This window comes from Enterobacter sp. BNK-34 (assembly GCF_048684445.1).
Lineage (GTDB): Bacteria > Pseudomonadota > Gammaproteobacteria > Enterobacterales > Enterobacteriaceae > Enterobacter > Enterobacter pseudoroggenkampii.
The window spans coordinates 243,544-261,102 of record NZ_JBLQUA010000001.1 but is presented as its reverse complement, the minus strand read 5'-3'; the positions used below and the strand labels follow the sequence as shown (position 1 = coordinate 261,102).

The following is a 17,559-nucleotide window of genomic DNA, read 5'->3' as shown; positions in this document are numbered from 1 at the left end:
TTTAGTTTAACTTGTACTGAGGAAAATCTAATGTCCAAAATCGTTAAAGTCATCGGTCGTGAAATCATCGACTCCCGTGGTAACCCGACCGTTGAAGCCGAAGTTCACCTGGAAGGTGGTTTCGTTGGTATGGCTGCTGCTCCATCAGGTGCTTCTACCGGTTCCCGCGAAGCGCTGGAACTGCGCGATGGCGACAAATCTCGCTTCCTGGGTAAAGGCGTACTGAAAGCGGTTGGCGCTGTAAACGGTCCTATTGCTCAGGCAATCATTGGCAAAGACGCCAAAGACCAGGCTGGCATCGACAAGATCATGATCGATCTGGACGGTACTGAAAACAAATCTAACTTCGGTGCGAACGCAATCCTGGCAGTTTCCCTGGCGAACGCCAAAGCGGCTGCGGCTGCTAAAGGTATGCCACTGTTCGAGCACATCGCTGAACTGAACGGCACCCCAGGCAAATACTCCATGCCTGTACCAATGATGAACATCATCAACGGTGGTGAGCACGCAGACAACAACGTTGATATTCAGGAATTCATGATTCAGCCAGTTGGCGCGAAATCCCTGAAAGAAGCGGTACGTATGGGTTCTGAAGTGTTCCACAACCTGGCTAAAGTTCTGAAAGCCAAAGGTATGAACACGGCTGTTGGTGACGAAGGTGGCTATGCGCCAAACCTGGGTTCTAACGCAGAAGCACTGGCTGTTATCGCAGAAGCAGTAAAAGCTGCAGGCTACGAGCTGGGCAAAGACATCACCCTGGCGATGGACTGCGCAGCATCTGAATTCTACAAAGACGGTAAATACGTTCTGGCTGGCGAAGGCAACAAAGCGTTCACCTCCGAAGAGTTCACTCACTTCCTGGAAGACCTGACCAAACAGTACCCAATCGTGTCTATCGAAGACGGTCTGGACGAGTCTGACTGGGCTGGCTTCGCATACCAGACTAAAGTACTGGGCGACAAAATCCAGCTGGTTGGTGACGACCTGTTCGTAACCAACACCAAGATCCTGAAAGAAGGCATCGAGAAAGGCATCGTTAACTCCATCCTGATCAAATTCAACCAGATCGGTTCTCTGACCGAAACTCTGGCTGCGATCAAAATGGCGAAAGACGCTGGCTACACCGCTGTTATCTCTCACCGTTCTGGCGAAACTGAAGACGCTACCATTGCCGACCTGGCTGTGGGTACCGCTGCAGGCCAGATCAAAACTGGTTCTATGAGCCGTTCTGACCGTGTTGCTAAATACAACCAGCTGATTCGTATCGAAGAAGCGCTGGGCGAAAAAGCACCATACAACGGTCGTAAAGAGATCAAAGGCCAGGCATAATCGCCTAAGCCTTAAAACGAAAATGCCAGTCGAATGACTGGCATTTTTTTTTGCTATTTAAAATCAACCGCCATTTGCTCCGGAATGGTCAGCCCCTGAGTGGTTTGCACGCAGCGGGCGATATAATCCGTAAACCGGGGTGGCTTCGGCATCCCCATGCTCAGCAGCTTATCGTTGCTGAAGCGCACGTTAAGCGTGGCAAACGCACCGTATAACCGCATGGCTTTCAGCATCAGACGTTCGTTGCACGGCCCAAAAATATGTTTCAGCTCGCGACGCATTCTGACCAGCGTTTCGTAGCTGACCTGCGCATACTTATCACCGACGGGGGCTTTCTCCAGCGCCTGCGCCATTGCCTGATCGATATCCGCAAAGCGAACGCTGTTCTCTTCTCCCGCAGAAATGTGTACCACTTCTCCCGGACGCGCGTTGCTGTTGAGCAGCATTAACATCGCGTCGGCGCAATAATCCACCGGAACAACGTCGATCCGGTCTTCCATTGAGCACATAAACTTCTGCAGCATCAGGCCCATGCTAAAGACCCAGAAAATGCTGCTCGACGGTGTGCAGCCGTGACGGGTATGGCCGACGACGATGGACGGACGGGCGATGAGCAGCGGCAGGTTCGGACACTCCTGGCGCATCAGCTGTTCGATGGTTGACTTCGAAAACGTGTATTCCACCAGGTGTTCAGCATTCTCTCTGAATTCAGCGCTTTCGGCTACCAGGGAATCCTGCTCCGGCGTGCATGACATCGCGGTGCCGACATGGAGGAAACGCTGCAGTCCTGTGACCTGCTCCATACGGCGTGCCAGCGCGAGCGTACCTTCAACGTTGACCTTCCAGATCAGCGGGTTGTTACCAAATGAGGCGACGGCCGCACAGTTCACGACATGCGTGACCCGATCCAGACGGGGATCGTTCAGGAAGGCTTCAGGCTGGCTGAGGTCGCCAATCAGGATATTATCCACCGTCAGGGAGGCCAGTTTGTCCTCAGGAACGTTGAACTTGCGCATATTCTCCAGCACGCGCTCCAGCCCGCTCTGCGGATCGCCGGCACGCGCGAGCAAAAGGAGTTCTACGGATTGATCGTTGGTCAGGATTTTTTCAAGAACTGCACCGCCCAGAAATCCGGTCACGCCTGTAATCAATAACATCTTCATTAATACCGTCTCATTATGATTGATGAGGCGGATTGTAGGCGCGCAAAAGTAAACGGCATTTAAATAATAAATCGCCGAAACCGACAGCATCTTAAGCTTATTTTAAGGAAAGGAAATCGGGCGGATATTTTGGACATTAGCGGAAGGGTAAAAATTCACTCTATTAAAATTTAAATTTTAACTTATTGAATTTAATGTTTTTTATAGGGGCGTGCCTGAACGGTAAACTTAATTCAAAATGTAATAAATATAATAATTTGTTACACCAAACATTTATCAAATAAATGATTTAAACGCCACTTAACTAAAATCAGACGGCATAAATCGCAGGCTATTTTATTTAGCCTGCGAAGGATTTTTAGAGTAACAGAGGAAGCGTAGCGCTGGCTGTTTGTTGGCTAACGTCGCCGTAATGACCATCCAGCGCAATCATGGACGTGGTCAGCAGCTCGACCAGCAGCATCACCCCAACCTTAGCATTGAGTGCGCCTGCGCTAAGGGGGCCCTCTGGTTTGGCAGCCACCAGCAGCATGTCGCTCAGGGACGCCAGCGGGCTGCGGGGCGTATTGCTGAGTGCCAGAACTTTAACGCCGCGCTTGCGGGCAAGCTTCACCACGTGGAGTAAATCCCGCGTCGAACCCGAACTGGAGATGGCCACAACCAGCGTCTCTTTCGAAAGCGTTGTCGCATTCATGGCCGCGCGGTGCATATCGCTAAACAGCTGTGCGGGTTTGCCCAGACGCAACAGCTTGTAGTGCAGATACTCCCCAAGGATCGCGCTGGCCGCGACGCCATAAATTTGCACGGATTGTGCCTGGTGCAGCGCCAGCGCCGCCTTTTCAAGCAGCGTGCGGTCGAGGAGTCTGGCGGTATCCTGCAAAGCCTGCACCGACTCATCCACGACGTTATCAATCTCATCTCCCGCCTGACGCGCGGGCTGGCCCTGCTGAATATCCAGCGCAAGCGCCATTTTAAATTCGTTATAGCCTTTGCAGCCCAGCGTGCGGCAAAGACGCGTGACGCTGGCCTCGCTGGTGTGGCTCTCGCGCGCCAGCTCGGTGATCGTCAGGTAGAGCACCCGGGCAGGATCGCTGAGGACAAATTCACCGAGTTTTTGTTGTGTTGGGCTGTACCCGGAAGCCTCCTGGCGTAGCTTCAGCAGCAGGTTTTCATGGTCTGACATGCTCGATCCTTAATGCGTTTCTCTGCGACTAGTGTGGCGGAAAGCGGGGGAAAGATGCCAGTCATTTTGAAAAAGTATGATCGTCGTCCTGGTTTTTGATGATAATTTTCACTATTAAATATTTATATGGTAAAAATTTTCATCGTTTAATGGGGGGATGAAAAAATGATGCAAATATTCAGTGGGGCTTCTTCAGGGGGATGGTTTGAAAAAGCGCAGCGCTTTGGCAAATCCTTTATGTTGCCGATTGCCGTGTTGCCTGCGGCGGGTCTGCTGCTGGGGATAGGCGGCGCGTTATCGAATCCCAATACGCTGGCGGCTTATCCGTTTTTAGATGTGGGCTGGCTTCAGGCCATTTTCACCATCATGAGCAGCGCAGGATCCATCGTGTTTGCGAACCTCTCGGTGCTGTTTGCCGTTGGGGTGGCCGTAGGGCTGGCAAAAAGCGATAAGGGTACGGCCGGGCTGGCGGCATTACTCGCGTTTCTGGTGATGAATGCCACCATTAACGCGCTGCTGATCCTCACTGGCAAACTGGCGCACGACAACCCGGGCGCCGTGGGGCAGGGCATGACGCTGGGCATTCAGACGCTGGAAACCGGCGTGTTTGGCGGCGTGGTGATTGGTCTGGTGACCTGCACGCTCCATCATCGGTTTAATAAAATAGCGCTTCCGCAGTTCCTCGGGTTCTTTGGTGGCTCGCGCTTTGTTCCCATCATCAGCTCCCTGGCGGCGATCCTCGTCGGTGCGCTCATGACCATGGTCTGGCCGCATTTCCAGAAGCTGATTTTTGGTCTGGGCGGGCTGGTGGATGCCACCGGCTATCTGGGCACCCTGCTGTACGGCTTTATTCTCCGCATGCTGGGCCCGTTTGGTTTGCACCACATCTTCTATCTGCCGTTCTGGACCACCGCGCTTGGCGGCAGTGAAATCGTCAACGGTCATCTGGTGGAAGGCACGCAGCGGATCTTCTTCGCCCAACTGGCCGATCCTACCACGCGTCAGTTTTACGAAGGCACGTCACGCTTCATGTCCGGGCGCTTTATTACGATGATGTTTGGCCTGCTCGGCGCGTGCCTGGCGATGTACCACACGGCAAAACCCGAGAACAAAAAGCGCGTTGCCGGACTGCTGCTTTCTGCCGCGTTAACCTCGTTCCTGACCGGGATTACCGAGCCTATCGAATTCTCGTTCCTGTTTATTGCACCGGTGCTTTACGTCATTCATGCGCTGTTTGACGGGCTGGCGTTCATGCTTGCACACATGCTGCATATCACCATCGGGCAAACCTTCTCCGGCGGTTTTATCGACTTCGTGCTGTTCGGCATTTTGCAGGGGGAGGCCAAAACCAACTGGATGTTCGTTCCGCTGGTCGGCGTGCCATGGTTCTTCCTTTACTACTTCACCTTCCGCTACCTGATTAACCGCTTTGATTTTGCTACGCCGGGTCGGGAAAAGGAGGCGATGGCTGACGACGTCAGTCTGCCGCAAAACGAACGCGCTGCTGCGGTGATCGCCGGATTAGGCGGAAAAGACAATCTTGAAGAGGTGGACTGCTGCGCCACGCGTCTTCGCGTCACGGTGAAGGACGGCAGCAAGGTGAATGACGCGGCGCTGAAAGCCACCGGGGCGCGCGGCGTTATCGTGCGCGGTAACGGTGTTCAGGTCATTTATGGCCCGCACGTCACGATTATCAAAAACGAAGTGGAAGAGATCTTATCGTAATGAAAACTGTACTGGATAACCTGAAGGGAAAACTGGTCGTCTCCTGTCAGGCGCTGGAGAATGAACCGCTGCATAGCCCGTTTATTATGTCGCGGATGGCGCTGGCGGCGGCGCAGGGCGGGGCCGCTGCAATTCGTGCCAACAGCGTGGTAGATATCGAGGCCATTAAGCAGCAGGTCTCTTTGCCGGTCATCGGCATCATCAAACGGGATTACCCGGAAAGCGAGGTGTTTATCACCGCCACGATGAAAGAGGTGGATGAGCTCATGACCGTCTCTCCGGAAATCATTGCGCTTGATGCGACGGCGCGGGAGCGTCCCGGCGGAGAATCCCTGGAAACGCTGGTCTCGCGCATCCGCTCACGCTATCCCGCGGTGCTGCTGATGGCGGATATCTCCTCCGTGGACGAAGCCGTGACGGCGCAGGCGCTGGGCTTTGACTGCGTCGGCACCACGCTTTACGGCTACACGGCGGAAACCGAGGGTCATACATTGCCTGACAACGACTGCACGTTCCTGAAAGCGGTGCTGGCGGCCGTGACGGTTCCCGTGGTTGCCGAAGGCAACGTGGATACGCCTGAACGCGCGGCCAGATGCCTGGCGCTGGGCGCGCATACGGTCGTCGTCGGCGGTGCGATCACCCGCCCACAGCAAATCACGGAACGGTTTATGGCGGCGATTGGCGCGCAAAGCACCGATGGAGCATGACCATCCGGCGGGGATCTGCGATACTTATCGTTTATCCCCTTTACTGAGATGACTATGCAGTACCCGATTAACGAGATGTTCCAGACCCTGCAAGGCGAGGGTTACTTTACCGGCGTTCCCGCTATTTTCATTCGTTTACAGGGATGCCCGGTTGGCTGTGCCTGGTGTGATACCAAACATACGTGGGATAAGCTCGCAGATCGGGAAGTGTCGCTGTTTAGCATTCTGGCGAAAACCAAAGAGAGCGATAAGTGGGGCGCGGGCAGTTCCGAAGATCTGCTGGCCATTATTGGTCGTCAGGGCTGGACGGCGCGCCACGTTGTGATCACCGGCGGTGAACCCTGCATCCACGATCTGACGCCGCTGACCGAGCTGCTCGAAAAGAACGGCTACAGCTGCCAGATTGAAACCAGCGGCACCCATGAAGTGCGCTGTTCACACACGACCTGGGTGACGGTATCGCCAAAAGTGAATATGCGCGGCGGGTATGACGTGCTGTCTCAGGCGCTGGAACGCGCGGATGAGATTAAGCACCCGGTAGGGCGCGTGCGTGATATCGAAGCGCTGGATGAACTGCTGGCCACGCTGACGGATGAAAAGCAGCGCGTCATTGCGCTTCAGCCGATCAGCCAGAAAGATGACGCGACGCGCCTGTGCATTGAAACCTGTATTGCGCGCAACTGGCGCCTGTCGATGCAGACGCACAAGTATCTGAATATTGCATAAAAAAAGCCCGGTGGCGCGAGCGCTTACCGGGCCTATGGTTCGATGCTCTTGTCGACCGGGCAGGCGTCAGCGCCACCCGGCAAGCATCACTCTCCGCGATACACGCAGCCTGCCGTGCAGGTCTCTTTGATCATCACCGCGCTCAGCAGCGGTACCAGCGGCTTCATCTGATCCCAAATCCATTTTGCCAGCACTTCACTGGTCGGGTTTTCAAGGCCCGGGATCTCATTCAGGTAGTAGTGATCCAGACGATCGTAGGTCGGCTTAAACGCCGCCTTCAGCTCGGCAAAATCCATGATCCAACCGGTATGCGGATCAACTTCACCGGTGATCTCAAGACGCACCATGAACGAATGCCCGTGCAGACGGCCGCATTTATGTCCTTCTGGAACATGCGGAAGGTGGTGGGCGGCTTCGAAGGTGAAATCTTTAAACAGTGTGGTGGACATGATCGCTCTCAGTAATGCGGAAAAAACCGCCGCATAGTACCGGAAAGCACAATTTTTAGCATTAACTAAAACGGCTCTGAAGCCAGGCGTCTCATTAAGAGGCGTTTTTTGTTGTTTTTATCGATAATTTTCAGAGGGTTAATTAATCGGTTTTATCGCTAAGCATGACAACCAAAACAGGTTAGTCCATTTGGTTATTTATTATTTCCATCCCTTCTTTAATTGTTATTATCCTCGCCGTTAACCTTATCTTCAGTTTGGATTTATTCGCTTAAAGTCCGCTTGGCTACTGGAACATAACGACGCATGACAACACAGGCCCCACCTTCAAATTTGCTTCCCCTGAACCCGGAGCAACTGGCGCGCCTTCAGGCTGCCACCTCTGATTTTTCTCCCACTCAGCTTGCCTGGGTCTCCGGTTATTTCTGGGGAATGCTCAATCAGCAGCCTGGCGCCGTGGCAGGTGCACCGGTAACGGCCGTTGAAATTCCGGCCATTACCCTGATTTCCGCCTCGCAGACGGGCAATGCCCGCCGCGTGGCCGAGGCGCTGCGTGACGACCTGCTGGCCGCCAAACTGAACGTGAACCTGGTCAATGCCGGGGATTATAAATTCAAACAAATCGCGTCAGAAAAACTGCTGGTGGTTGTGGCCTCAACGCAGGGTGAAGGTGAACCCGCAGAAGAAGCGGTGGCCCTGCACAAGTTCCTGTTCTCGAAAAAAGCGCCGAAGCTGGATGGCACGGCGTTTGCCGTGTTTGGCCTGGGCGATACCTCCTATGAATTCTTCTGCCAGTCCGGTAAAGACTTCGACAGCAGGCTGGCGGAACTGGGCGCGGAGCGTCTGCTGGACCGCGTTGACGCGGATGTCGAATACCAGACCGCCGCCGCCGAATGGCGTGCACGCATCGTTGAGGTGTTAAAAGCGCGCGTGCCGAAAGAGACGTCGACGCAGGCCGCGTTCACCGCGACGGGTGCTGTTAACGACATCCACACCAGCCCGTACACCAAAGAGGCGCCGCTGACGGCGAGCCTGTCGGTGAACCAGAAAATTACCGGCCGCGACTCGGAAAAAGACGTGCGCCATATCGAAATCGATCTGGGCGACTCGGGGCTGCGCTATCAGCCGGGCGATGCGCTGGGTATCTGGTATCAGAACGATCCGGCGCTGGTGAAAGAACTGGTTGAGCTGCTGTGGCTGAAAGGCGACGAGCCTGTCACCGTTGACGGCAAAACCCAGCCGCTTTCAGAGGCGCTGCAGTGGCATTTCGAACTGACGGTGAACACCCCGAATATCGTCGAAAACTATGCCACCTTGACGCGCAGCGAATCCCTGCTGCCGCTGGTGGGCGATAAAGCGAAGCTTCAGCATTACGCCGCGACGACGCCGATTGTCGATATGGTGCGCTTCTCTCCGGCTCAGCTGGATGCCGATGCGCTGATCGGTCTGCTGCGCCCGCTCACCCCGCGCCTGTACTCTATCGCCTCTTCCCAGGCTGAAGTGGAGAGTGAAGTGCATGTTACCGTCGGCGTGGTGCGCTACGATATCGAAGGCCGCGCCCGCACGGGTGGGGCATCAGGCTTCCTGGCGGATCGCGTGGAAGAAGAGGGCGAAGTGCGCGTCTTTATCGAGCACAACGACAACTTCCGCCTGCCGGCAAACCCGGAAACCCCGGTCATCATGATTGGCCCTGGCACCGGCATTGCGCCGTTCCGCGCCTTCATGCAGCAGCGCGCGGCAGATGAAGCGCCGGGTAAAAACTGGCTCTTCTTCGGCAACCCGCACTTTACCGAAGATTTCCTCTACCAGGTTGAGTGGCAGCGCTATGTGAAAGAAGGCGTTCTGACCCGCATCGACCTGGCCTGGTCCCGCGACCAGAAAGAAAAAGTATACGTACAAGACAAGCTGCGCGAACAGGGCGCAGAGCTGTGGCGCTGGATCAATGACGGTGCCCACATTTATGTCTGCGGCGACGCCAATCGTATGGCGAAAGACGTTGAGCAGACTTTGCTGGAAGTGATTGCCGAATTCGGCGGTATGGATGCCGAAGCGGCAGACGAATTTTTAAGTGAGCTGCGCGTTGAGCGCCGTTATCAGCGAGATGTCTACTAATGAGCGAAAAACATCCAGGGCCACTGGTGGTCGAAGGTAAACTGACAGACGCCGAGCGCATGAAGCTGGAAAGCAACTATCTGCGCGGCACCATTGCTGAAGATCTGAATGACGGTCTCACCGGCGGTTTCAAAGGCGACAACTTCCTGCTGATCCGTTTTCACGGCATGTACCAGCAGGACGACCGCGACATCCGCGCCGAGCGTGCAGAACAGAAGCTGGAGCCGCGTCACGCGATGCTGCTGCGCTGCCGTCTGCCGGGCGGGGTGATTACCACCAAACAGTGGCAGGCGATCGACAAGTTTGCCGGTGAAAACACGATCTATGGCAGCATCCGTCTGACTAACCGTCAGACCTTCCAGTTCCACGGTATTCTGAAGAAGAACGTCAAGCCGGTGCACCAGATGCTGCACTCCGTTGGGCTGGACGCGCTGGCGACCGCCAACGACATGAACCGTAACGTGCTTTGCACCTCGAATCCGTATGAATCCGAGCTGCATGCCGAAGCGTACGAGTGGGCGAAGAAGATCTCCGAGCACCTGCTGCCGCGCACGCGCGCCTACGCAGAGATTTGGCTCGATCAGGAAAAAGTCGCCACCACCGACGAAGAGCCGATCCTTGGCCAGACCTACCTGCCGCGTAAGTTTAAAACCACGGTCGTTATTCCACCGCAGAACGATATCGACCTGCACGCCAACGACATGAACTTCGTGGCGATTGCCGAAAACGGCAAGCTGATTGGCTTTAACCTGCTGGTGGGCGGCGGCCTGTCCATTGAGCACGGTAACAAGAAAACCTACGCCCGCACCGCAAGCGAGTTCGGCTTCCTGCCGCTGGAGCACACGCTGGCCGTGGCGGAAGCGGTAGTGACCACCCAGCGCGACTGGGGCAACCGTACAGACCGTAAAAACGCGAAAACCAAATACACCCTGGAGCGCGTGGGCGTTGAGACGTTCAAAGCGGAAGTGGAGCGTCGTGCGGGCATCAAATTCGAGCCGATCCGCCCTTACGAATTCACCGGTCGCGGCGATCGCATTGGCTGGGTGAAGGGTATCGACAATAAATGGCACCTGACGCTGTTTATCGAAAACGGCCGTATTCTGGATTATCCGGGCCGTCCGCTGAAAACCGGCCTGCTGGAAATTGCTAAGATCCATAAAGGCGAGTTCCGCATTACCGCTAACCAGAATCTCATTATTGCCGGCGTGCCGGAGAGCCAGAAGGCGAAGATCGAGAAGCTGGCGCGCGATCACGGGTTAATGGATGCGGTGAAGCCGCAGCGTGAAAACTCAATGGCCTGCGTGTCGTTCCCGACCTGTCCGCTGGCGATGGCCGAAGCGGAGCGTTTCCTGCCGTCATTTACTGACAAGGTAGAAGCGATTCTGGAAAAACACGGTATTCCGGACGAGCATATTGTTATGCGCGTCACCGGCTGCCCGAACGGCTGCGGCCGCGCGATGCTGGCCGAGCTGGGTCTGGTGGGGAAAGCGCCGGGGCGTTATAACCTGCACCTGGGCGGTAACCGAATCGGTACGCGCATCCCGCGTATGTTCCGCGAGAACATCACCGAGCCGGAAATTCTTGATTCCATCGACGAGCTTGTCGGGCGCTGGGCGAAAGAGCGCGAAGCGGGTGAAGGCTTCGGCGACTTTACGGTGCGTGCGGGCATCATTCGCCCGGTGCTCGATCCCGCAAGGGATTTCTGGGAGTAACCACGAGAGGTAATTATGTCCGTACTCGATCTAAACGCGCTTAACGCATTGCCAAAAGTCGAACGCATTCTGGCACTCGCAGAAACCAATGCCCACCTTGAAAAGCTGGACGCCGAAGGGCGCGTGGCGTGGGCGCTGGAAAACCTGCCGGGAGACTATGTGCTGTCGTCGAGCTTTGGTATTCAGGCGGCGGTCAGCCTGCATCTGGTGAATCAGATCCGTCCGGACATTCCGGTGATCCTCACCGATACCGGCTACCTGTTCCCGGAAACCTACCAGTTTATTGACAAGCTGACGGACAAGCTCAAGCTGAACCTCAAAGTTTACCGCGCGACGGAAAGCGCGGCCTGGCAGGAGGCGCGCTACGGTAAGCTGTGGGAACAGGGCGTTGAGGGCATTGAGAAATACAATGAGATCAATAAAGTTGAGCCGATGAACCGGGCGCTGAAAGAGCTCAATGCGCAGACGTGGTTTGCTGGCCTGCGCCGCGAGCAGTCCGGCAGCCGGGCAACCTTGCCGGTGCTGGCGGTCCAGCGCGGGGTGTTTAAAGTGCTGCCGATTATCGACTGGGATAACCGGACGGTGTATCAGTATCTGCAAAAGCACGGGCTGAAGTACCATCCGCTGTGGGACCAGGGCTATCTGTCGGTGGGTGACACCCACACCACGCGCAAATGGGAACCGGGAATGGCGGAAGAAGAGACGCGATTCTTTGGGCTGAAGCGCGAGTGCGGGCTGCACGAAGGGTGATCCTTTATCCTCCCTCTCCCTGTGGGAGAGGGTTGGGGTGAGGGCATCAGGCCGCACCAGGCTTTAAAACATCAGGCTTTCCCCGCTTTCGCCAGCTCCTTCACCAGCGGCAGCATCACCTTCACCACATCACGGCTGCGGTGTTCAATCCGCTGCGGCAACGCGCGATCGATGTGCTGCTGATTATCCAGCATCACGTTGTGCCAGCTTGTCCCGTCCGGGAAGGCTTTCGATTTAGCCCGCTGCTGATAGCCATCTTTTTTGCCCAGCGCCCAGTTTGTCGCTTCGACATACAGCACCGGAATACCCGCCTTATCGAACACTTCCCCGTCGTTGCAGCAGCCCGTTCCTCGCGGATAATCCGGGTTACCGCCAGGGTTGCTGGTGGCATAAACCCCGTGGCTGCGGGCAATCGCCAGCGCACGATCTCGCGTCAGTTTCCGCACGGTACCCGGCGTACTTTGCCCGCTGTTGAAATAGAGCTTGTCGCCGACGATCAGGTTATCGAGGTTGATCACCAGCAGCGTATTTTTCTTGTCCTCAGCGCTCATGCGTTTAAGGAGATTCTCAGCGCCGAGTTTGCCCTCTTCTTCACCGCTGGTGGCCACGAAACGGATACCATACTGGGTTGGAATATCTTTCATTCGCTCGGCCAGTTCGAGCATCACGCCCAGGCCTGCCGCGTTGTCGTCCATGCCCTGCAGCGTCAGCCCGCCGAGGTTGTTATCCGTATCGGCGTCACTCATCGGGGCGTAGGTATCAAGGTGCGCCATAATAATAATTTGCTCTTTTGCGCTACCTTCATGCGCCGCGATAACCGTACTGCCGGTCACGTTATGCCAGTTTTTCGTTTTGTTTCGTGAGGTATAGACGTAGCGGCTGTGAAACGACCGGATATCGCTCTGGTAGCCCATCCCGGCAAACTGCTGGCGAAGATAGTCCGCGGAGAGCATTTCCGCAGGCGAACCGGTCATACGGCCAGGAAAGACGGTGGCAATATGCCGCGCCTGCATATTGGCGATTTCACCATAAGGTTGGTTTTTTGCCTGGGCAGGAAGAATAAAGCAAACGCCGAGCGCCAGGGCAGCAATACGGTGGCGCGTTGCGGAGAACATAGTGAGTCCTTAAAAACTGAGCAAAATAATAACCCGCTTAGTATGAAACTGTGATCGTCCATACACAATTTGAATTGCTCTTAAATGCCCGAAATTTCGCGTGTTAAGCACTTTTTGGTATTAGCTTTTTCACGGCGTTATTCCATTGAGTAACTACTCATTCCAATTCGTAATTTCATTCGGTCTAAGCCGCCCCCTATAGTCCCTCTATTCCTCGTTGTTAGTGAGTTGTTGCTTGTGGACTATCTGCCCTTATTTGCCGCGATAAAAGAGAAGCCGGTGCTGGTTGTTGGCACGGGTGAAATTGCCGATCGCAAAATTGCGTTTCTGCAGCGCGCAGGGGCGCAGGTGCGGGTAGTAGCAGAAGCGGATTTCGACGAATCCCAAATCGACAGCGTCGTGCTGGTGATTGCGGCGACCGAAGATCGCGACCTGAACCGGCGGATTTCCGAGGCCGCTCAGGCCCGCTACCGCCTGGTGAACGTGGTGGACGACCAGCCTTTATGCTCGTTTATCTTCCCGTCGATCGTTGACCGTTCGCCGCTGCTGGTGGCGATCTCCTCCGGCGGTACCGCACCGGTGCTGGCGCGCGTGCTGCGGGAAAAAATCGAAGCGCTGCTGCCGACCAGCCTCGGGCGCATGGCGGAAAAAGCCAGCTACTGGCGCAACCATCTGAAAACCCGCCTGACCAGCGTGACGGAACGCCGTCGCTTCTGGGAACGCGTGTTTCGCGGCCGCTTTGCCAGCCTGATGCATGCCGGCAATGAGACGGCGGCGCAGAAAATTCTTGAAGACGAACTGGATAACCCCGGCAGCACCGGCGGGGAGATCATTCTGGTCGGCGCAGGACCGGGCGATGCCGGGCTCCTGACGCTGCGCGGACTGCAGGTGCTGCAGGACGCGGACGTAGTGTTTTACGACCATCTGGTTACCGACGGCGTGCGCGAGCTGATCCGTCGCGACGCGGAGCAAATCTGCGTCGGCAAACGGGCTGGCGAGCACTCTGTGCCGCAGCACGACACCAACCAGATGCTGGTTGACGCCGCCAAAGCGGGTAAAACCGTGGTGCGCCTGAAAGGGGGAGACCCGTTTATCTTCGGTCGCGGCGGCGAGGAGCTGCAGGCGGCAGCCGAAGCGGGCGTACCGTTCCAGGTGGTGCCCGGCATTACGGCGGCCTCTGCGGTAACGGCCTACGCCGGTATCCCGCTGACCCACCGCGATTACGCCCAGAGCGTGACCTTTGTGACCGGCCACTACAAGGCCGACAGCACACCGTTCGACTGGTCCCATCTCGCCCAGAGCCGCCAGACGCTGGCGATTTACATGGGCACGATGAAGGCGGCGGATATCAGCGAACAGCTTATTCAGCACGGTCGCGAGGCGACGACGCCCGTTGCCGTCATTTCTCGCGGCACGCGCGTCGATCAGCACGTTGCGACGGGCACCCTGGAACAACTTGCAACCCTGGCGAAAGACGCCCCGATGCCCGCCCTGATCGTGGTGGGAGAAGTGGTGCAGCTGCACAGCACGCTCGCCTGGTTCCAACACACAACCGATACAGAAGGCTTTGGTTCTTCTGTCGTAAATTTGGCTTAAGGAACGGTTATGGACCAAAAACGTCTTACACACCTGCGGCAGCTCGAAGCGGAGAGTATCCATATCATCCGCGAAGTGGCCGCCGAGTTTTCTAACCCGGTGATGATGTACTCCATCGGTAAAGATTCCAGCGTCATGCTGCATCTGGCGCGTAAAGCGTTTTATCCGGGCACGCTGCCGTTCCCGCTGCTGCACGTGGATACCGGCTGGAAATTCCGCGAGATGTATGAGTTTCGCGACCGTACCGCCAAAGCCTACGGCTGCGAGCTGCTGGTGCATAAAAACCCGGAAGGGGTGGCGATGGGCATTAACCCGTTCGTGCACGGCAGCGCCAAGCATACCGATATCATGAAAACCGAAGGGCTGAAGCAGGCGCTGAATAAATACGGTTTTGACGCTGCTTTTGGCGGTGCGCGCCGTGACGAAGAGAAATCCCGCGCCAAAGAGCGTATCTACTCCTTCCGCGACCGCTTCCACCGCTGGGACCCCAAAAACCAGCGCCCGGAGCTGTGGCACAACTACAATGGTCAGATCAACAAAGGCGAAAGCATTCGCGTCTTCCCGCTCTCTAACTGGACCGAGCTGGATATCTGGCAGTACATCTATCTGGAAAACATCGAGATCGTTCCGCTGTATCTGGCCGCCGAGCGCCCGGTACTGGAGCGCGACGGCATGCTGATGATGATCGACGACGATCGCATCGACCTGCAGCCGGGTGAAGTGATCAAGAAACAGATGGTCCGTTTCCGCACCCTCGGCTGCTGGCCGCTGACCGGCGCGGTGGAATCCAGCGCGCAGACGCTGCCGGAGATCATTGAAGAGATGCTGGTGTCCACCACCAGTGAGCGACAGGGGCGCGTGATTGACCGCGACCAGGCAGGCTCCATGGAGCTGAAGAAACGTCAGGGTTATTTCTAAGGAGCCGCCATGAACACCACTATTGCTCAACAAATTGCCAACGAAGGCGGCGTGGAAGCCTATCTGCACGCGCAGCAACATAAAAGCCTGCTGCGTTTTCTGACCTGCGGCAGCGTGGATGACGGGAAAAGTACCCTGATTGGCCGTCTGCTGCACGATACGCGCCAGATTTACGAAGATCAGCTCTCTTCCCTGCATAACGACAGTAAACGTCACGGCACCCAGGGTGAAAAACTCGACCTGGCCCTGCTGGTGGACGGCCTGCAGGCGGAGCGCGAGCAGGGCATCACCATCGACGTGGCCTACCGCTACTTCTCTACCGAGAAGCGCAAGTTTATTATTGCCGACACCCCAGGACACGAGCAGTACACCCGTAACATGGCAACCGGCGCCTCTACCTGCGACCTGGCCATCCTGCTGATGGACGCGCGTAAAGGCGTGCTGGATCAGACCCGTCGTCACAGCTTTATCTCCACGCTGCTGGGGATCAAACACCTGGTGGTGGCGGTCAACAAGATGGATCTGGTGAACTTCAGCGAAGAGAAGTTCGAGGAGATCCGCCAGAGCTACCTGACCTTTGCCGAGCAGCTGCCGGGCAACCTGGATATCCGCTTTGTGCCGCTCTCGGCGCTGGAAGGGGATAACGTCGCCTCCCAGAGCGCGAACATGCCGTGGTACAGCGGCCCGACGCTGCTGGAGGTGCTGGAAACCGTTGAAATTCAGCGCGTGGTCGACACCCAGCCGATGCGCTTCCCGGTGCAGTACGTTAACCGTCCTAACCTCGATTTCCGCGGTTTCTCAGGTACCCTCGCGTCAGGCTCCGTGAAGGTCGGCCAGCGCGTTAAGGTGCTGCCATCCGGCGTGGAATCTACCATCGCCCGCATCGTCACCTTCGACGGTGACCTGCAGGAAGCGGGCGCCGGTGAAGCCGTAACGCTGGTGCTGAAAGACGAGATTGATATCAGCCGGGGCGATCTGCTGGTGGATGCCCAGGAAACGCTGGCCGCCGTACAGGGGGCTTCCGTGGACGTGGTGTGGATGGCGGAGCAACCGCTGACGTCGGGCCAGAGCTACGACATCAAAATTGCCGGCAAGAAAACCCGCGCCCGCGTGGACGGTATTCAGTTCCAGGTGGACATCAACAATCTCACCCAGCGCGAGGTTACCGAACTGCCGCTGAACGGCATTGGTCTGGTCGATCTGACCTTCGACGAACCGCTGGTGCTGGATCCGTATCAGCAGAACCCGGTGACGGGGGGGCTTATCTTTATCGACAGGCTGACCAACGTTACCGTCGGGGCCGGAATGGTCCGCGAACCGATTAAACAGTCTGTCGTGGCGTCTGAATTCAGTGCCTTCGAGCTGGAACTGAACGCGCTGGTGCGTAAACACTTCCCGCACTGGGGCGCACGCGATCTGCTGGGAGGCAAGTAATGGCCGCCCATGATGAGAACGTCGTCTGGCATCCTCATCCGGTGACCGTCGCCCAGCGCGAACAGCTCCACGGTCACCGTGGGGTTGTGCTGTGGTTTACCGGGCTGTCCGGCTCGGGTAAATCAACGGTGGCGGGCGCGCTGGAAGAGGCATTGCATCAGCAGGGCGTAAGCACGTACCTGCTGGATGGTGACAACGTGCGTCACGGCCTGTGCAGCGATTTAGGGTTTAGCGACGACGACCGTAAAGAGAACATCCGCCGGGTGGGCGAAGTCGCCAGCCTGATGGCGGACGCCGGGCTGGTGGTGCTGACCGCGTTTATCTCTCCGCACCGCGCCGAGCGCCAGATGGTGCGCGAACGCGTGGGCCAGGATCGCTTTATCGAGGTGTTTGTCGATACGCCGCTGGAAATTTGCGAAGCGCGCGACCCGAAAGGGCTGTACAAGAAAGCGCGTGCCGGAGAACTGCGCAACTTCACAGGAATTGACGCGGTATACGAAGCGCCTGAATCGCCTGAAATTCACCTGGAGGGTCAACAATTGGTAACAAATTTAGTAAGCCAATTATTAGACCTGCTCAGACGGGACGATATTATCAGATCCTGAGACGGTATCGTTCGGGAGCTGTCTTCCCGAACGAT

At 56.5% G+C, this 17,559-nt stretch carries 15 protein-coding genes; 11 read left to right on the top strand and 4 right to left on the bottom strand.

The features are described 5' to 3' along the window. Positions 1–30: 30 nt before the first annotated feature. Positions 31–1,329 (top strand): phosphopyruvate hydratase, encoded by a 1,299-nt coding sequence (gene eno / locus ACMGG5_RS01395; protein WP_024909267.1) that lies wholly within the window; start codon positions 31–33, stop codon positions 1,327–1,329. A 53-nt stretch (positions 1,330–1,382) separates the two neighbouring features. On the opposite strand, the gene ACMGG5_RS01390 is transcribed toward eno, so the two are convergent. Both ACMGG5_RS01390 and ACMGG5_RS01385 read right to left on the bottom strand, forming a co-directional pair. Beyond that, positions 1,383–2,492: an SDR family oxidoreductase gene (locus ACMGG5_RS01390; RefSeq protein ID WP_032648092.1), complete on the bottom strand. Its 1,110-nt coding sequence runs from the start codon at positions 2,490–2,492 to the stop codon at positions 1,383–1,385. A 358-nt stretch (positions 2,493–2,850) separates the two neighbouring features. Next, a complete protein-coding gene (locus tag ACMGG5_RS01385) occupies positions 2,851–3,675 on the bottom strand; it encodes a MurR/RpiR family transcriptional regulator (protein ID WP_024909265.1) in 825 nt (274 codons plus the stop codon). 165 nt (positions 3,676–3,840) lie between these two features. On the opposite strand from ACMGG5_RS01385, the gene ACMGG5_RS01380 reads away from it, so the two are divergent. From ACMGG5_RS01380 to queE, 3 genes are read left to right on the top strand one after another with little or no spacing between them, the layout of a single operon-like run. Continuing rightward, positions 3,841–5,400 carry a PTS transporter subunit EIIC gene (locus ACMGG5_RS01380; protein WP_420277385.1) on the top strand — a complete coding sequence of 520 codons (1,560 nt, stop codon included), beginning with the start codon at positions 3,841–3,843 and terminating at the stop codon, positions 5,398–5,400. Next, entirely contained in the window at positions 5,400–6,107 is a 708-nt protein-coding gene (locus ACMGG5_RS01375) for an N-acetylmannosamine-6-phosphate 2-epimerase (RefSeq protein WP_420277383.1), read from the top strand. The genes ACMGG5_RS01380 and ACMGG5_RS01375 overlap by 1 nt, the downstream gene beginning before the upstream one ends. Positions 6,108–6,161: 54 nt before the next feature. Beyond that, positions 6,162–6,833: a 7-carboxy-7-deazaguanine synthase QueE gene (gene queE, locus ACMGG5_RS01370; RefSeq protein WP_023333236.1), complete on the top strand. Its 672-nt coding sequence runs from the start codon at positions 6,162–6,164 to the stop codon at positions 6,831–6,833. An 86-nt stretch (positions 6,834–6,919) separates the two neighbouring features. Here the strand turns inward: queE and queD are convergent, their stop codons facing one another. Beyond that, on the bottom strand, positions 6,920–7,282 hold the full coding sequence (gene queD / locus ACMGG5_RS01365; RefSeq protein ID WP_014885039.1) for a 6-carboxytetrahydropterin synthase QueD: 363 nt from the start codon (positions 7,280–7,282) through the stop codon (positions 6,920–6,922). A gap of 306 nt (positions 7,283–7,588) precedes the next feature. Between queD and cysJ the strand changes: the two genes are divergently transcribed. The 3 genes from cysJ to cysH are packed head-to-tail and all read left to right on the top strand — an operon-like array spanning position 7,589 to position 11,856. Next, the gene (cysJ, locus tag ACMGG5_RS01360; RefSeq protein WP_420277382.1) at positions 7,589–9,394 is read left to right on the top strand and encodes an NADPH-dependent assimilatory sulfite reductase flavoprotein subunit; all 1,806 of its coding nucleotides are present in this window, start codon (positions 7,589–7,591) and stop codon (positions 9,392–9,394) included. Continuing rightward, positions 9,394–11,106 carry an assimilatory sulfite reductase (NADPH) hemoprotein subunit gene (gene cysI / locus ACMGG5_RS01355; RefSeq protein WP_032648087.1) on the top strand — a complete coding sequence of 571 codons (1,713 nt, stop codon included), beginning with the start codon at positions 9,394–9,396 and terminating at the stop codon, positions 11,104–11,106. Before cysJ ends, cysI begins: the two co-directional genes overlap by 1 nt. A 15-nt stretch (positions 11,107–11,121) precedes the next feature. Continuing rightward, positions 11,122–11,856, top strand: a complete 735-nt coding sequence (gene cysH, locus ACMGG5_RS01350; protein WP_420277380.1) for a phosphoadenosine phosphosulfate reductase — start codon at positions 11,122–11,124, stop codon at positions 11,854–11,856. A 71-nt stretch (positions 11,857–11,927) separates the two neighbouring features. Here cysH and ACMGG5_RS01345 read toward each other — a convergent pair whose 3' ends face one another. Beyond that, positions 11,928–12,971 (bottom strand): aminopeptidase, encoded by a 1,044-nt coding sequence (locus ACMGG5_RS01345; protein ID WP_420277378.1) that lies wholly within the window; start codon positions 12,969–12,971, stop codon positions 11,928–11,930. A 237-nt stretch (positions 12,972–13,208) separates the two neighbouring features. On the opposite strand from ACMGG5_RS01345, the gene cysG reads away from it, so the two are divergent. Genes cysG through cysC form a run of 4 tightly spaced genes read left to right on the top strand, consistent with a single transcriptional unit; the run spans position 13,209 to position 17,524 of the window. Next, positions 13,209–14,567, top strand: coding sequence for a siroheme synthase CysG (gene cysG, locus ACMGG5_RS01340; protein ID WP_407858987.1), 1,359 nt, complete (start codon positions 13,209–13,211; stop codon positions 14,565–14,567). Between the two features lie 9 nt (positions 14,568–14,576). After that, positions 14,577–15,485, top strand: a complete 909-nt coding sequence (cysD, locus tag ACMGG5_RS01335; protein WP_006811770.1) for a sulfate adenylyltransferase subunit CysD — start codon at positions 14,577–14,579, stop codon at positions 15,483–15,485. 9 nt (positions 15,486–15,494) lie between these two features. Continuing rightward, positions 15,495–16,919, top strand: coding sequence for a sulfate adenylyltransferase subunit CysN (cysN, locus tag ACMGG5_RS01330; RefSeq protein ID WP_024909257.1), 1,425 nt, complete (start codon positions 15,495–15,497; stop codon positions 16,917–16,919). Next, positions 16,919–17,524, top strand: coding sequence for an adenylyl-sulfate kinase (gene cysC / locus ACMGG5_RS01325; RefSeq protein WP_010434543.1), 606 nt, complete (start codon positions 16,919–16,921; stop codon positions 17,522–17,524). Before cysN ends, cysC begins: the two co-directional genes overlap by 1 nt. Positions 17,525–17,559 lie beyond the last annotated feature (35 nt).

Coding starts and splice junctions, on each gene's coding strand:
- eno (WP_024909267.1), top strand. CDS start 31: ATGTCCAAAATCGTTAAAGTCATCGGTCGTGAAATCATCGACTCCCGT.
- ACMGG5_RS01390 (WP_032648092.1), bottom strand. CDS start 2,492: ATGAAGATGTTATTGATTACAGGCGTGACCGGATTTCTGGGCGGTGCA.
- ACMGG5_RS01385 (WP_024909265.1), bottom strand. CDS start 3,675: ATGTCAGACCATGAAAACCTGCTGCTGAAGCTACGCCAGGAGGCTTCC.
- ACMGG5_RS01380 (WP_420277385.1), top strand. CDS start 3,841: ATGATGCAAATATTCAGTGGGGCTTCTTCAGGGGGATGGTTTGAAAAA.
- ACMGG5_RS01375 (WP_420277383.1), top strand. CDS start 5,400: ATGAAAACTGTACTGGATAACCTGAAGGGAAAACTGGTCGTCTCCTGT.
- queE (WP_023333236.1), top strand. CDS start 6,162: ATGCAGTACCCGATTAACGAGATGTTCCAGACCCTGCAAGGCGAGGGT.
- queD (WP_014885039.1), bottom strand. CDS start 7,282: ATGTCCACCACACTGTTTAAAGATTTCACCTTCGAAGCCGCCCACCAC.
- cysJ (WP_420277382.1), top strand. CDS start 7,589: ATGACAACACAGGCCCCACCTTCAAATTTGCTTCCCCTGAACCCGGAG.
- cysI (WP_032648087.1), top strand. CDS start 9,394: ATGAGCGAAAAACATCCAGGGCCACTGGTGGTCGAAGGTAAACTGACA.
- cysH (WP_420277380.1), top strand. CDS start 11,122: ATGTCCGTACTCGATCTAAACGCGCTTAACGCATTGCCAAAAGTCGAA.
- ACMGG5_RS01345 (WP_420277378.1), bottom strand. CDS start 12,971: ATGTTCTCCGCAACGCGCCACCGTATTGCTGCCCTGGCGCTCGGCGTT.
- cysD (WP_006811770.1), top strand. CDS start 14,577: ATGGACCAAAAACGTCTTACACACCTGCGGCAGCTCGAAGCGGAGAGT.
- cysN (WP_024909257.1), top strand. CDS start 15,495: ATGAACACCACTATTGCTCAACAAATTGCCAACGAAGGCGGCGTGGAA.
- cysC (WP_010434543.1), top strand. CDS start 16,919: ATGGCCGCCCATGATGAGAACGTCGTCTGGCATCCTCATCCGGTGACC.